Raw genomic sequence first — 13,984 nt, 5'->3', positions numbered from 1 at the left:
AGGTCGAGCTTGGGCAGCATGTGCTGGATCTCTTCGCGGCGGGGCTCCAGCCACGGCGGCAGCTTGAGCGCGCGGCCGAGCTCCAGCAGCGGCTCGTCGATCGCGAAGCCCGGTTCGTCGGTGGCGACCTCCAGCAGCGTCCCGCCCGGCTCGCGGAAGTAGATCGAGCGGAAGTACTGGCGGTCCAAAATGGACGTCACGTGCACGCCCTGGTCGACCAGCTCTTCGCGCCAGGCCTTCTGGGTCTCTTCGTCGGGCGCGCGCCAGGCCACGTGGTGCACGGTGCCCGCGGCGACCAGCCCGCGCGGCGCGTCCGGCGTCACGAGGACGTCGACCAGCGCGCCCGGCCCGCCCTCGCCGGCGGCGAAGCGCAGACGATTGCTGTCCTGGCCCGCGAAGCTGAGACCGAGCCCGTCGGTGAGCATCCCGGCGGTGGCGTCCTCCTGGTTCACCGAAAGCGTCACCGAGTGCAGGCCGCGGATGGCGTGCGCGGCCGGGACGAGCTCGGTGTCCCACGGGTCGCGCGGGTCGCCCTGCGGGTGCGCGACCAGGGCGAGCTTCAGGCCGTCGGGATCGCGGAAGGTCAGCGTGTCCTCGCCGTCGGCGTTGCGGATTTCGCCGGTCTCGATCTGCTGCGCGGCGAGGTGCTGCTTCCACCAGCCGATCGAGGCTTCCGGCACCGAGAACGACGTGGTCGTCGCCTGGCCGGTGCCGTGGCGGCCGCTCGGCGCGTCGGGCCACGGGAAGAACGTCATCAGCGAGCTGGGCTTGCCCGAGCTGTCGCCGTAGTAGAGGTGGTAGGTGCCCGGGTCGTCGAAGTTGACCGTCGTCTTGACCAGCCGCAGGCCCAGGGTGCGCAGGTAGAAGTCGGCGTTGCGCTGCGGGTCGCCGCCGATGGCGGTCACGTGGTGCAGGCCGGACGTCTTGATCGACATGGTTGCCTCCTCGGTTCAAGGTATCCCGAAAACCTCTCGCGCGCAAGATATATTCCGGCAAGGTAAGGTGGCGTCCGTGGAAGAGACCGACGACGACGAGATCGTCACCTGGTGGGGCCTGGTCATCGAGGGCTACCTCGCCACGCAGGACAAGCTGATGGGCGAGATCGCCGACCGGTTCGGGCTCGCGCCCGCGTCGTTCGACATCCTGGTGCGGCTGGTCCGCTCGCCCGAGCACCGGATGCCGATGACGAAGCTGGCGACCGAAGCGGCGCTGTCGAGCGGCGGCTTCACGAAGGTGGCCGACCGGCTGGTGGCGGCGGACCTGATCTGCCGGATCCCGAGCCCGGACGACCGCCGCGTCACCTTCGCGTCCTTGACCGAGCACGGCCTCGAAGTGGCGAACAAGGCCCGCGAGGCGGCCGCGGACATCCTGCGCCGGATCGTGCTGACCCCGCTCGGTGACGACGCCCCGGCACTGGCGGAAGCGATGCGGACACTGCGCGCGTTCAACACCGATCGTTGAAAAAGTCGAGGTCACGGCGGTGCGCGCGGGAGCGCACCATGGATCCATGCTGACCGAATCGACGATCACGACGATGCTCCCGGTGACCGACAGCGAACGCGCCGGCCACTTCTACGCGGACTCCCTCGGCCTCAAGCAGACGGGGAAGGGCGAAGACGGAACGCTGTACTTCGGGGCGGGCGCGGGCTCGATCGGCCTCCGCGCCATGCCGGCCGGCGCGCAGAGCGAGAACACGGCGCTGAGCTTCGAGGTCACCGACCTGGAAGGCGAGATCCAGGCGCTGGAGAGCCGCGGGGTGCGGTTCCAGGACTTCGAGCTGGAAGGCCTGAAGACCGTGGCCCACATCGCGGAGCTGGGCAACGAGCGGGCCGCGTGGTTCAACGACTCCGAAGGCAACGTGCTGTGCCTGCACCAGGTCCTAGGCTAGCCCCGGCATCAGCTTGACCGCGTTGCCCGACAGGACTCCGGTCAGCACGTCGCCGGGCAGGCCGAGGCCGATCAGCGTCCGCACGTTCTTCGCCACCGACGGCACGCCGGGCCAGTCCGTCCCGAAGACGAACTTCCCGGCCAGCCGGGTGAAGTCGAAGCGCTGGTAGTACTCCTTGAGCTTCTTCGGCGGCAATCCGGCCAGGTCGAGCCAGACGTTGTCGCGCGCGAGCGCGAGGAACGCGGCCACGTCGTACCACCACCCGCGGCCGCCGTGGGCGAAGACGAACTGCAGCGAAGGGAAGTCCTCGACCACATCGGACAGCAGCTCCGGGTTCCCGAAACTGGCACGGGAACCCGGGAAGCTCGACGTCCCGGAGTGGAAGATCACCGGCACGCCGCGCTCGGCGCACAGCTGGTAGACCGGGTACAGCTCCTTCTCCGCCGGGGAAAACGCGCCGTGCACCGGGTGGATCTTCAGCGCCACCGCGCCCAGGCCCAGCTGCCGCTCGACCTCCGAAACCGCCGGGTGGTGCAGGTACGGGTTGACGTTGGCCACCAGCCGGAACCGCGTGGGGTTGTGCTCGACCAGCGGCAGGTTGTCTTCGATGGGCTGGATCCCGGTGGCGCGCGGGCTGTACTCGCAGAACAGCAGCACCCGGTCGACGCCCTCGGACGCCATCAGCTCGTCCATCGCCGCCGGGACCACCGTCCCTTCGGCGTCGTACACCGAACGCCACGGGTACGAGCCCGCGAAGTCGTGCGCCCACTGCAGCCAGGCGGGTTTCAGCGTCGGCAGCCGCGGGGTGTGGACGTGCGCGTCCACCACGAAGTACCCGTCGATCACGGACTGGGCACCACCCGCAGCACGTCGCGGACCTGCTCGCGGATCACGTTGCGGCGGATCTTGCCGGTCGCCGTCTTCGGCAGCTCGGCCAGCTCGACCACGCCGCGCGGCCGTTTGAACGCCGCGAGCCCCTCGCGGCAGAACTCGATCAGCTCCGCCGGGTCCACCGCGAAGCCGGGCGCGGCCACCACGCACGCGACCGGCTTGTCGAGGCCGTCGGCGTCCGGCGCGGCGACGACGGCGACCTCGGCCACCGCCGGGTGCTGCCGCAGCCGTTCCTCCACTTCGGACGGTGACACCCAGATCCCGCCCGCCTTCAGCATGTCGCCGAAGCGGCCGAGGCAGGTGTACGTGCCGTCTTCGTTGCGGACGTAGCTGTCGCCGGTCCGCAGCCACTCGCCCTGGAAGACGAGCTTCGTCGCGTCGTAGCGGGCCCAGTAGCCGGTCGCCGTCGAGGGCCCGGCGACGAACAGCTCGCCGGGCTTGCCCGCGGCGTCGATCACCGCGCCTGCCTCGTCGCGGATCTGCAGGGAGTACCCGGGCACGGCGACGCCGGTGCTGCCGGGCCGCACCGAACCGGGCTGGTTCGACAGGAAGATGTGCAGAGCCTCGGTCGACCCGATGCCGTCGAGGATCTCCAGCCCGAAGCGGTCGCGGAACCGTTCGAACAGCGACGCGGGCAGCGGTTCCCCTGCCGAGACCGCCTGCCGCACCGAAGCGAACGAGTCGTCCGGGACGTCGCTGGCGAGCAGGGCCGCGTAGAACGTCGGTACCGCGAAGAAGAGCGAAGGCCGCTCCTCACGCGCGCGCCGGGCGAACAGCGCGGGCGTCGGCCGCGAAGGCTCGAGCAGCACGGTGCCGCCCGCGCCGAGCGGGAAGAAGCAGGAATTCCCCAGCCCGTAGGCGAAGAAGAGCTTCGGCACGGACAGGAACCGGTCCGACGGCGTCGTCGCCAGCACCGAGCGGGCGTAGGTCTCGCAGACCGCGCGGATGCTCGCGTGCCGGTGCATCGCGCCCTTCGGCTGCCCGGTGGTCCCCGACGTGTACAGCCACAACGCGGGCGAGTCCTCCCACGTCCGTCCACTTCGGAACGTCCCGCCGAGTGACGCCCATTCGTGCGTCCGGACGCCGAACCCGTCCGCGTCGCACCGGTCGAGCAGCACGTCGGTGACCTCGGGGGCGAAGCCGAGCGCGGTGGCGGCCTGCTCGGCGAACTCCCCGGACACGCCGAGCACGCGCGCCCGCGAGTCGGCCAGCACCTTGCCCAGCTCGAGCCCGGTGACCATGGTCGACACCGGGACCGCGACCGCGCCGGCCAGCATCGCGCCGAGGATGCCGGTGAGCAGCTCGACGTCGTCGACCATGCAGAACATGACCCGCTCTTCGGGCCGGACGCCCAGCTCCACGAGCCCGGCGGCGACCCGGCGGGCCTCCGCCGCCAGCTCGGCGTAGGTCAGTGACCGGCGGGGCGACACGACCGCGGTCGCGTCCGGGTGCCCGGCCGCGAGCAGGTACTCCGCCGCGTTGAACGCTGTCGCCACCAGACCTCCTACGTGAGGTACACGTACTCGTAGTCGAAGGGCTTCCCGTTGATGCCCTGCCGCGGTGGCGCGACCCAGCTCGCGATCTTCCCCCGCTCGTACACCGGGTGCATCAGCGAGCGGACGAACGTCAGGTCCTCGGTGGTGGGCAGCCACTTGCGCTTGCCTGCCTCCCAGGTCGCCTCGTCGACGATGGTGCCGTCGGGAGTGACGTGGTGGCCGGAGTTTATGCCGACTTCGCGGTTGAAGCCAGGGTGCGGCAGCCGGAACGCGAAGTCGATGCCGGCGTCGGAGAGGATCTTGTTCCAGCGCTTCACGCCGGTCTGGCAGTCGGCCACGTACTCGCTGCGCAGGTCGAGGTTGAGCAGCAGGATCGCCTGCAGCTCCTCGCTCGTCCACGTGCCGTCGCCGTTGGGCCGCTCCAGCGTGCGGGCGTCCTCGGTGAGCTTGTGGTCGTCGCGGCGGCGGGTCTCCTGCCAGCGGCCCTTGAGCCCGGCGGTGTAGTAGTTCGCCGCGTTCGTGGACGTCTCGCTGCCGAACAGGTCGAGCGAAACGGTGTAGTGGAAGTTGATGTACTTCTGGATGATGTCCAGCGGGATGCCGCCGTGCGGGCCGATGTCGAGCGTGTCGTGCTCGCGGATCAGCTCGGCGCTACGGGTCACCACGCGGTCGACGCCGGTGGTGCCGACCATCATGTGGTGCGCCTCCTCCTTCAGCATGAACTCGCAGGTGCGCGAGAGCGGGTCGAAGGAGGACTCCTTGAGCGTGCCGAGCTGGTACTTCCCGTCCCGGTCGGTGAAGTAGGTGAACATGTAGAAGGCCAGCCAGTCGGCGGTCTCCTCGTTGAACGCGCCGAGGATGCGGGGCGCGTCCGGGCTGCCGGAGTTGCGCAGCAGCAGCCCTTCGGCCTCGTCACGGCCTTCGCGGCCGAAGTAGGCGTGCAGCAGGTACACCATCGCCCACAGGTGGCGGCCTTCTTCGACGTTGACCTGGAAGAGGTTGCGCAGGTCGTAGAGGCTCGGCGCGGTGAGCCCGAGTAGCTTCTGCTGCTCGACCGACGCCGGTTCGGTGTCGCCCTGGATGACGATCAGCCGCTGCAGGTCGGCGCGGTATTCGCCGGGCACCTGCTGCCAGACCGGCTCGCCCTGGTGCTCCCCGAAGGCGATCCGCCGGTCCGGGTCGCGCTCGGCGAGGAAGATCCCCCAGCGGTAGTCCGGCACGTTGACGTGGTCGAAGTGCGCCCAGCCTTCGCGGCCGACGCTGACCGCGGTGCGCAGGTAGACGCCCTGGGTCTCCAGAGTCGGGCCCATCTCGCCCCACCAGTGCATGAACTTCGGCTGCCAGCCCTCCAGCGCGCGCTGGAGCCGCCGGTCCTCCGAGAGGTTGACGTTGTTGGGGATCTTGGCGTCGTAGTCGATCTTCTCGGGCATCTGCGCTAGACCCGCTTCCTGTCGAAGACGGCCTTCTGCCCCGTACCGTATCGGCGCAGCGCGCCTTCGGGCCCGGATGCGTTCGGCCGGGTGAAAATCCAGTTCTGCCAAGCCGCCAGCCGGCCGAAGATCTTGGTCTCGACGGTCTCGGGACCGACGAACCGGTGGTTGGCCTCCATCCCCGTGAGGGCATCCGGGGACAGCGACGCGCGGCCTTCGAGCGCGATCCGGATCTCGTCCTCCCAGTCGAGGTCGTCCGGGGCGTCGGTGACCAGGCCGAGTTCGACGGCTTCGGCGGCGCTCAGCTCGTGGTCCTTTTCGCGCGCGAGCCAGGCGAGGTGGTCTTCGTCGCCGTAGAAGCGCGTCTGCAGGCGGGTCAGGCCGTTGCCCATCGGGAACGGGCCGAAGTTGGCTTCACTGAGCCTGATCGTGGCGCGTTCCTCGGAGTCTTCGTCGTCGATCGGCGGGCCGTCGAGCAGGTACTGGCGGTCGGCGGCGAGCGCGAGTTCCAGCAGCGACCCGGCGAAGCAGCTGCCGGGCTCGATCAGTGCGATCAACGTGCGGCTGGTGACGTCGAGCCGCTTGAGCGTGCGCTTGAAGTAGTGCGTGATCTCGTTGCCCAGCCAGTCCTTCGCACCGAACACGACCTGTTCGTGCGCGAGCACCTTCTCCGGGTCGCCTTGCGTTTTCAGGATCCACGTACCGGCTTCGACCTCGTTGGTGCGCAGGCGCAGGATGGCGTCGTCCAGCTCGCGGGTCATCGCGAGGAACCAGCCGTTCGCGCCCTCTTCGTGCAGGTCGCCGGGGTCGTTTTCGGGACCCTTGACGGTGATCGTGGCCTGGTCCTTCGTGACTTCGATGTCGACATAGCGATGTTCCAGCGGGGTCAGCTCGATGCCGCCCTCACCGGTCCGGTCGGATTCGCGCGCGATCTCCCGGGCCCGCTTCGCCACGGCCTCGCGGAACCCCTGGCGCGGTACGAGTTCATCGACCAGCTTCCAGTCGACCGCGGTCTTGCCCTTGACGCCGTCCGGGCGCGTGGCGAAGACGTCGGCGAGATCCTTGCGCACGCGCCGCTTGTCGACGACGCGGGTCAGCCCGCCGGTGCCGGGCAGCACGCCGAGCAGCGGCACCTCGGGCAGCGCGACGGTCGAGGAGTTGTCGTCGATCAGGAGGATCTTGTCGCAGGCCAGCGCGATCTCGTAGCCGCCGCCGGCGCAGGTCCCGTTGACCGCGGCCACGTAGGTCTGGCCGGAGTGCGCGGTGGCGTCCTCCATGCCGTTGCGGGTCTCGTTGGTGAACTTGCAGAAGTTCACCTTCCAGTGGTGCTCGGACGCGGCCAGCATCCGGATGTTGGCGCCGGCGCAGAACACCTTGTCCTTGGCGCTCGTCACGACCACCACGCGCACCTCGGGGTGCTCGAACCGCAGCCGCTGGGTGGCGTCGTACAGCTCGATGTCGACCCCGAGGTCGTAGGAGTTGAGCTTGAGCTCGTACCCCGGGACGAGCCCGCCCTGTTCGTCGACGTCCAGTTCCAGCCAGGCCACCTCCCCGTCGACGTTGAGCCGCCAGTGGCGGTACTCGTCCGGACGGCGGTCGAAGGTCACCGGTGTGGTGGTGGTCACTCACCCGAGTGTCTACATAGTTCCGACGGACGTCAATGTTGTGTAGAAACTTGATCTCGCGCGGTCACCCGGTTGAGCACCGACCAGGCCCACGTTACGAACACCCACAGGGCGAGCGCTGCCGCCGAGTCGGTGAAGATCGTGGCGAACCAGAACGCCGGGACCTGCGGGACGCCGACCAGGAAGTGCCCGGCGCTGGCCAGCCCGGACAGCGAGTAGACCAGCAGGAACACGAGCGCACGCGGGTACCGCTCCTGCCGGTAGGCGCGGTAGCCGAGCCAGCCGAACACCGTGAACAGCACCCAGCCGAACGCGACCACGACCTGCGTGACCAGCAGCGGAACGCCCGGGACCGGCGGGTAGTCCGCCGCCCTGACGACGTTGTGCGCGTAGTGCAGCGTGGTCGTGAGCAGCGAGAAGCCGAGGATCGCGCGGAGCGGCGTCAGCCCCTTCTCTTGCAGAACGTCCATCACGGGCCCCCTGTCCGATTTGATAGATCGCTCTAGCGACGGTAACGCCCACCGGTCGTGAGTGGCAAGTAGGGTTCTAACCCGACTTACCACTCACGACCGGGCTCAGACCAGGTCGATGCGGTGCTGCGTCACCGGGTAGCCGGCCTTCGCGAAGGCCTTGGCCATCGGGACGTTGCCGACGTCGGTGCCCGCGACGATCCGGTCGGCGCCGTGCCCGACCAGCTCGTGCGTGGCCTCGACCAGCAGGTCGTACGCGTAGCCGTGGCCCCGGTGCTCCGGCACGACGGCGATGTAGCCGACCACCGGGTCGTAGACGTTGCGGCTCGGCAGGGTGAGCCCGACGAGCTCACCTTCGGGCGTGTACGCCAGCCGCCACCAGTCCCGCGGCGCCGGCATCCACTTCATGATGTCGAGGTCCTCCCGCGCCGCCGCGTCGAGCCCGTGCTCCTCGACCGTCTTGCGGACGTGCGCGTCGAGGCTCCCGACGTGCACGCGCTTGAAGACCTCGAGGATGACGTCGTCGTCCGGCTCGGGCCGGAAGACGAGCCGCCCGGGCCGCTCCGGCAGGCCGCTTTCCGGCGTCCAGCGGAACCGGTAGCGCTCGACGAGCTTGCGGTAGCCCGCCTGCTCCGCCGCCTCGACCCGCGTGGTCACTTCGTCGGCGACGGCGGGGTCGTCCTGCCACGCGGGCGGCGTGGTCAGCGAGTACTCCGCGCGCAGCGGCGCCGTCTTCAGCAGGTGGACGCCCGCGTCGAAGTCCGTGAAGTCGAACCAGTCCAGCGCGATCGGTTCCTCGTCGCCGGGCTTGGCCCACCAGGCGGCCCGCGCCACGACGACGTCGTCGCGCAGCGCCACCCAGGTCCATTCGGGCCGGTATTCACCCTGCTTCGCCATCTCGGCGAAGTCGTCGCCGAGCAGCGTGCGGCCGACGAGGCCGCGGTCGGGCAGGGAGGTGAAGAGTGTTTCTTCGCCCGCTTCGAGCGGGCGCACGACCAGTTCGGTCATGGAGGTCCTTCCAGGAGAGCGCGCTCCCGGTCTACAGACCCGGCACCCTCGATCCGGGGTGGGAGCGCGTGATCGGTTGCGTGATCATCGGACCCACCTCCTTTCGCTGGTCAAGGGTGCGTTGCGCAGCATAGGGGTACCGCCCGGGGTTGATCAACGGATTTTCTGGAGGACGATCCGCGTGCTCAGCCGTGGCTCGGCGTAGGAGTGCGAAGCGGCCAGGACGTACTCGCCCGCGATGTGCTGCCAGCCGTCCCGCCAGACCTCGGCGGACCTCGGCGTGATGACGATGTCGGTCTCGACCGCTTCGCCCGGCCCCGCTTCGACGCTCGCGAACCCCGCGAGCCAGCGGTCCGGCCGGTCGCCGCGCTCGGTCGGGGCCAGGTAGAGCTGGACGACTTCGCGGCCCCGCCGCTTTCCCGTGTTGCGCACGCGGACCCGGACGCGCGCGCCGCCTTCCTCGTCCGGGTAGCCGTCGAGCTCCTCGTACGCCCAGGTCGTGTAGCCCTGGCCGTGGCCGAACCAGTACGCGGGTCGCGTTCCCTTTGCGGCGTAAGCGCTGTAGCCGATGTACACGCCTTCGCCGTACTCGAGCACGCCTTCTTGCGGAGTCACATCGGTGACGGGCGCGTCTTCCAGTTTCGCCGGCCAAGTCGTCGGCAGGCGGCCGCCCGGTTCTTCGCGGCCGAAGAGGACGTCGGCGAGCGCGTCGCCGCCGGCCTGGCCGGGGAACCAGGTGAGCAGCACCGCGGCGACGTCGGCCCGCCACGGCAGTTCGACCGGGGAACCGGCGTTGACGACGACCACGGTGTTCGGGTTGACCGCCGCGACCCTGGTGACCAGCTCGTCCTGCCGTCCCGGCAGCGCGAGGGAAGTCCGGTCGAAGCCCTCGCTCTCGACCTCGGCGGTGGTGCCGACCACGACGACCGCGACGTCCGACTTCGCCGCCAGCGCAACGGCTTCTTCGAGCGCGGCGTCCGGGTCGGGGACCGGGCCGCGGTGGCCGAGCGCGAACGTCACCCAGGCGAAGCTGCCCCTGGCGAACTCCGCCATCTCCGACGGGATCCAGTACGTCAGGCTGACGTCGACGAGTTCGCCCGCGGTCAGTTCGACCTCCCGGCGCTGTTCGTTCACCTGCATGATCGACGTGAAGATGTCCCCGCCGGGCGGCAGGTTCACGCCGTCGAAGAGGGTCCGGCCGGCGACGGTGAGGCGGAGGTCGCCGGGCCCGGTGACGGCGAAGGTGTGCGTGCCGGTCCGCTCCGGCAGGTAGGTGCCTTCGATTTCCACCGAGGCCAGGGTGTTCAGGTCGAGCCCGGCCGGCAGTTCCCCGATCCAGTCGATTTTGGCTTCGCGGAGCGGGAATTCAGCCAATCGGGTGCCATCGGCGGCTTTGGCGATCGCGCGGAGCCGGAAATTGTCGGTGGCCGGCGGTAGCGTCGTCCGCGGATCGGCACCGGTGGCGAAAGCCAGGTCGGTGCCAGGCGGAACGGCCTTGCGGAGGCCGTCGAGAGGGGAGACGATGTGAGCGGGGAACACGGTGGCGCTGCCACCGCCGAGGATCTTCGGGTCCGCGGCCAGCGCGCCGATGAGGGCGATGCTCTGCGGTTGCTTGAGCGGCAGCACGCCGGTTTCGTTGCTGAGCAACACGAACGACCGGTGCGCGACCTCGCGCGCGATCGCGTCACCGTCTATTTCGGACTGGTGGGCGGCCGGGCTCCCGGCGAGCGCGCCGGTCCGGTGGGCGAGCAGGAGCACGCGGCGGACCATGTCGTCGACGACGCTCTCGTCGACTTCGCCGCCACGCACGGCTTCGGCGAGCCGCGCGCCGAAAACCGTTCGGGGGCCGGGCATCGCCACGTCGAGGCCACCGTTGGCGGAGGCGACGGTGTCGCGCGCGGCCAGCCAGTCGGAAACGACGAAGCCGTCGAACCCCCATTCGCCGCGCAGCACGCCGTCGAGCAGTCCGGCGTGCTGGGTCATCGTGGTGCCGTTGACGCTGTTGTAGGCGGCCATGATCCCCCACGGCTTCGCGCGCTTCACGATGAGCTCGAAGGGCGCGAGGTAGAGCTCGCGCAGCGCGCGTTCGCCGACGTGGACGTCGGCGGTGAAGCGCTCGGTCTCGAAGTCGTTGGCGACGAAGTGCTTGACCGTGACGCCGACCCCGCCGTCCTGCACGCCGGTGACGTAACCGGCGCCGATCATCCCGGTGAGGAGGGGATCTTCCGAGTAGCACTCGAAGTGGCGGCCGCCCAGCGGTGAGCGCTGGAGGTTGACCGTCGGGGCGAGCAGCACGTGCACCCCCTTGCGGCGGGCTTCCTGCGCGAGCAGGCGGCCGGCGCGCACGGCGAGCCGCGGGTCCCAGCTGGCGGCGAGGGCCGTCGGGCTGGGGAGCGTCACGGAGGGGTCGTCCTGGCTCCAGCGGACCCCGCGGACGCCGACCGGGCCGTCGGAAAGGACGAGGGAGCCCAGGCCGATGTCCGGCAGGGCGGGCAGGCTCCAGACGTCCTGCCCGGCGAGCAGGCTCGCCTTGGCGTCCAGGTCGAGCTCGGCCAGCAGCGCGTCGACGTCGAAGCTCATGGACACACTCTACCTGGCGGTGAGTAGTGAAAGTTATGCTTCCGTGACAGCTTGTCCCGTAGGCTCGGGATCATGACCCGGGCCAGGGGCGCCGACCGCCGCGCGAGCATCGTCCGAGCGGCCTTCGAAGTGATCGCCGAACGCGGCTACCGCGGCACCTCACTGGCCGCGGTCGCCGAGCGCGTCGGCCTGACCCAGCAGGGGCTGATGCACTACTTCCCGACGAAGGAAGACCTGCTCACGGCCGTCCTGGAGACCCGCGACGAGTGGGACCTGCTCCACTTCGGCCACGCCCCACCGGGCGACGAGTCGGCGATGACGGTCAACCAGCTGGCCGACCTGGTCGACTACAACGCCACGCGCCCGGGCATCGTCCAGACGTACACGGTCCTGTCCGCGGACAGCGTCACCGAAGACCACCCGGCCCGCGAGTACTTCCACGACCGCTACGCCCGCGTCCGCGCAGGCATGACCCAGATGCTGGAACGCCACCGCGACGAGCTCCCCCCGGGAACAACCCCGGAACAACTGGCCCCGATCGCGATCGCCGTCCTCGACGGCCTGCAGTTGCAGTGGCTCCTCGCCCCGGACGAGGTCGACATGTCCACCGGCTTCCGGACGTTCCTCACGATGCTGGGCATCAAGCCGGACTGACTCCTCCCACGCCGCCGCGACGCCATGAACGACCCGTTCATCTCGTCCGACGCCATGAAAGAGTCGTTCACGACGTTCGGCGAGTTCCCCACGCGCCTGCCGAGTTACCGCCCGGCCACACAGCAGCGGTCTTCGCCAAGCCGACCGACCGGCCCCGCGCGCCCGCCGCCGACACCCTGCACCTCAAGCTCGCGATCGCTCGGCCGCCACCCACCAAGCCGCGCGCGGCCCGCCGCTGCCTGCCAGCCAAGCCCGCCGCCACCCGCTCGGCACCTAGCCGCCAGCAACCCCCGGCCCGGCCACCACACTCCCCACTCACAACCGCGGCTGGGCCGCCAACTCCCGCAAGCGCCGCAACGTCCGCAGCGTCGTCTCCAAGTCCTCCTCCGGCACCTCAGCCGCCACCCCCTCCGCCCACTCGACCTGCGACCGCCCCAGCTTCCGCATCGCATCCCTCGCCCGCCGCGTCAACGACAACAGCGGCGCCCTCGCATCGCCCGGGTTCGGCAGCCGGTCGAGCATTCCGTTGCGCAGCAACCGGTTCACCGTCTCCTGCACGCTCTGCCGGCGCAGCCCCCGCCGTCGCGCCACCTCCGCGGCCGTCGCCGGGCCGTCCTCCAGGTAGCCGAGCACCTGCCACTGCGCCGCCGTCAGGCCGGCCGGTTCGGTCAGGGCGTCGCCCGCCGCGAGGAAGCCGCCGTTGCACGCGAAGACCGCGTCGATCACCCGGGTGAACGTCTCGGCTCGGGGGGATCGCATGCGTGCTAGTCTCGCACATCGACAGGTACCTGTCGAAATGGAGACGAACCTATGGACATGCCCACACTCCGCCCCGCACACGACGCGCTGAAGGCCTTCGTCGGCGACTGGACCGGCACCGAGGAACTCGCCGCCTCGCCGTGGGCACCGGCTTCGACCGCGCGGGCCGACTGCGGGTACCGCCTGGCCCTCAACGGGTTCGCGGTGATCCAGGACTACCGCCAGCGCCGCGAAGACGGGTCGGAGTTCCTCGGCCACAACGTCTTCACCGCCGACCCGAGCACCGGCGAGACGCTCTGGTACGGCTTCGACAGCTACGGCTTCCCGCCCGATTCCCCCGCCCGCGGCGGCTGGATCGGCGCCACGCTGACCCTGAAGAAGAAGACCGCCCGCGGGGTGGCCCGGCACCGGCTCACCCCGGGCGGCGACATCCTGACGCACGAAATCGACGTGAAGCTGGGCGAAGACCGCGAATTCAGCCCATTTCTGCGCGCGAAGTACACCCGAACCGGGAAGTAGGAGGAAACGGGTGACGCCCCTCCCCCTGGCACGAGGACGTCACCCGTTTCCGGTCTCTGCCAGCACATCCGCGAGCAGCACGCCATTTCACAACAATGGTTACTTATTCGGTGTTGCCCACTTTCGAGCTGTCCAGCGAGTGTGTCTTCCAATACCGCCAGAGGCCTAGGGAAAACGATTACTTTCACTCGAACGGCCTAGCTCCGATCACCGCGCGCACCCGGGCCCGCACGCACCGGGCTCCCGGAATTGTCGTACCCCCGGAGTACAGATGAAGCCGTGCCCAGACCCGCAGAACCGAAGCCAACGGACTCGCCCCCGCTGATCGGGGTCGAGAACATGAAGATGCCCGAGTGGGCCCGCGTCGACGAGCGCGTGGCCGCCGCGGGCTTCGGCCAGGCCGTGCGCGCGCTGCCCACCGCGATCTCCGTCGTGCTGCGGCTGGCGTGGCGGACTTCGCCGCAGCTGACGCTGCTGGCCGCCTTCGTGCACGTCGTTTCCGGCTGCGTCACGGCGTTCGGACTGCTCGCCACCGCGAACGTCTTCACCGCGCTGCTCGAACAGGGCCCGACGCCGGAGCGGGTGCTGCAGTCGCTGCCCGCGATCGCGGTCGTCATGGGGTCGTACGCGGCGCGCGCGACGCTGGACGCGGCGGTCGCGGCCG

13 protein-coding genes and 1 pseudogene are annotated in these 13,984 nt (G+C 69.9%); 5 read left to right on the top strand and 9 right to left on the bottom strand.

The window, feature by feature from the left end; all coding sequences use genetic code 11:
- Nucleotides 1-935, bottom strand: a 935-nt coding sequence (locus G3I65_RS48195; RefSeq protein WP_160702202.1) for a ring-cleaving dioxygenase, incomplete at its 3' end; no start/stop codon positions are given.
- Nucleotides 936-1,011: 76 nt separating this feature from the next.
- On the opposite strand from G3I65_RS48195, the gene G3I65_RS48190 reads away from it, so the two are divergent.
- A complete protein-coding gene (locus G3I65_RS48190) occupies nucleotides 1,012-1,461 on the top strand; it encodes a MarR family transcriptional regulator (protein WP_160702200.1) in 450 nt (149 codons plus the stop codon).
- Nucleotides 1,462-1,507: 46 nt separating this feature from the next.
- Complete coding sequence (locus G3I65_RS48185; protein ID WP_160702198.1) at nucleotides 1,508-1,888, top strand: VOC family protein; 381 nt, start codon at nucleotides 1,508-1,510, stop codon at nucleotides 1,886-1,888.
- Here the strand turns inward: G3I65_RS48185 and G3I65_RS48180 are convergent.
- From G3I65_RS48180 to G3I65_RS48150, 7 genes are all read right to left on the bottom strand, one after another.
- Nucleotides 1,880-2,734 carry an amidohydrolase family protein gene (locus G3I65_RS48180; protein WP_160702196.1) on the bottom strand — a complete coding sequence of 285 codons (855 nt, stop codon included), beginning with the start codon at nucleotides 2,732-2,734 and terminating at the stop codon, nucleotides 1,880-1,882. The two genes, G3I65_RS48185 and G3I65_RS48180, sit on opposite strands and share 9 nt — an antisense overlap.
- On the bottom strand, nucleotides 2,731-4,275 hold the full coding sequence (locus G3I65_RS48175) for a benzoate-CoA ligase family protein (protein WP_160702194.1): 1,545 nt from the start codon (nucleotides 4,273-4,275) through the stop codon (nucleotides 2,731-2,733). Before G3I65_RS48175 ends, G3I65_RS48180 begins: the two co-directional genes overlap by 4 nt.
- An 8-nt stretch (nucleotides 4,276-4,283) precedes the next feature.
- Nucleotides 4,284-5,705, bottom strand: a complete 1,422-nt coding sequence (gene boxB / locus G3I65_RS48170; RefSeq protein ID WP_160702192.1) for a benzoyl-CoA 2,3-epoxidase subunit BoxB — start codon at nucleotides 5,703-5,705, stop codon at nucleotides 4,284-4,286.
- Nucleotides 5,706-5,710: 5 nt separating this feature from the next.
- Nucleotides 5,711-7,330, bottom strand: a complete 1,620-nt coding sequence (gene boxC, locus G3I65_RS48165; RefSeq protein ID WP_160702190.1) for a 2,3-epoxybenzoyl-CoA dihydrolase — start codon at nucleotides 7,328-7,330, stop codon at nucleotides 5,711-5,713.
- Between the two features lie 32 nt (nucleotides 7,331-7,362).
- Nucleotides 7,363-7,800 (bottom strand): hypothetical protein, encoded by a 438-nt coding sequence (locus G3I65_RS48160; protein WP_160702188.1) that lies wholly within the window; start codon nucleotides 7,798-7,800, stop codon nucleotides 7,363-7,365.
- A gap of 105 nt (nucleotides 7,801-7,905) precedes the next feature.
- Nucleotides 7,906-8,808 carry a GNAT family N-acetyltransferase gene (locus G3I65_RS48155; protein WP_160702186.1) on the bottom strand — a complete coding sequence of 301 codons (903 nt, stop codon included), beginning with the start codon at nucleotides 8,806-8,808 and terminating at the stop codon, nucleotides 7,906-7,908.
- Nucleotides 8,809-8,961: 153 nt separating this feature from the next.
- Complete coding sequence (locus tag G3I65_RS48150; RefSeq protein ID WP_160702184.1) at nucleotides 8,962-11,388, bottom strand: glycoside hydrolase family 3 C-terminal domain-containing protein; 2,427 nt, start codon at nucleotides 11,386-11,388, stop codon at nucleotides 8,962-8,964.
- A gap of 72 nt (nucleotides 11,389-11,460) precedes the next feature.
- Between G3I65_RS48150 and G3I65_RS48145 the strand changes: the two genes are divergently transcribed.
- Nucleotides 11,461-12,042, top strand: a complete 582-nt coding sequence (locus G3I65_RS48145) for a TetR/AcrR family transcriptional regulator (RefSeq protein ID WP_125308114.1) — start codon at nucleotides 11,461-11,463, stop codon at nucleotides 12,040-12,042.
- A 315-nt stretch (nucleotides 12,043-12,357) separates the two neighbouring features.
- Here the strand turns inward: G3I65_RS48145 and G3I65_RS48140 are convergent, their stop codons facing one another.
- A complete protein-coding gene (locus G3I65_RS48140) occupies nucleotides 12,358-12,801 on the bottom strand; it encodes a MarR family winged helix-turn-helix transcriptional regulator (protein ID WP_160702182.1) in 444 nt (147 codons plus the stop codon).
- A 57-nt stretch (nucleotides 12,802-12,858) separates the two neighbouring features.
- On the opposite strand from G3I65_RS48140, the gene G3I65_RS48135 reads away from it, so the two are divergent.
- Nucleotides 12,859-13,320 carry a DUF1579 family protein gene (locus tag G3I65_RS48135; protein WP_239071897.1) on the top strand — a complete coding sequence of 154 codons (462 nt, stop codon included), beginning with the start codon at nucleotides 12,859-12,861 and terminating at the stop codon, nucleotides 13,318-13,320.
- Between the two features lie 339 nt (nucleotides 13,321-13,659).
- A pseudogene (locus G3I65_RS48130) lies at nucleotides 13,660-13,984 on the top strand (ABC transporter ATP-binding protein); the annotation flags it as partial.

Origin of the sequence: Amycolatopsis sp. SID8362, assembly GCF_010550475.1 — a bacterium.
Classification (GTDB): domain Bacteria; phylum Actinomycetota; class Actinomycetes; order Mycobacteriales; family Pseudonocardiaceae; genus Amycolatopsis; species Amycolatopsis eburnea.
Note: the sequence above shows the minus strand (reverse complement) of the source record. Positions and strands in the feature narration are given on the sequence as shown.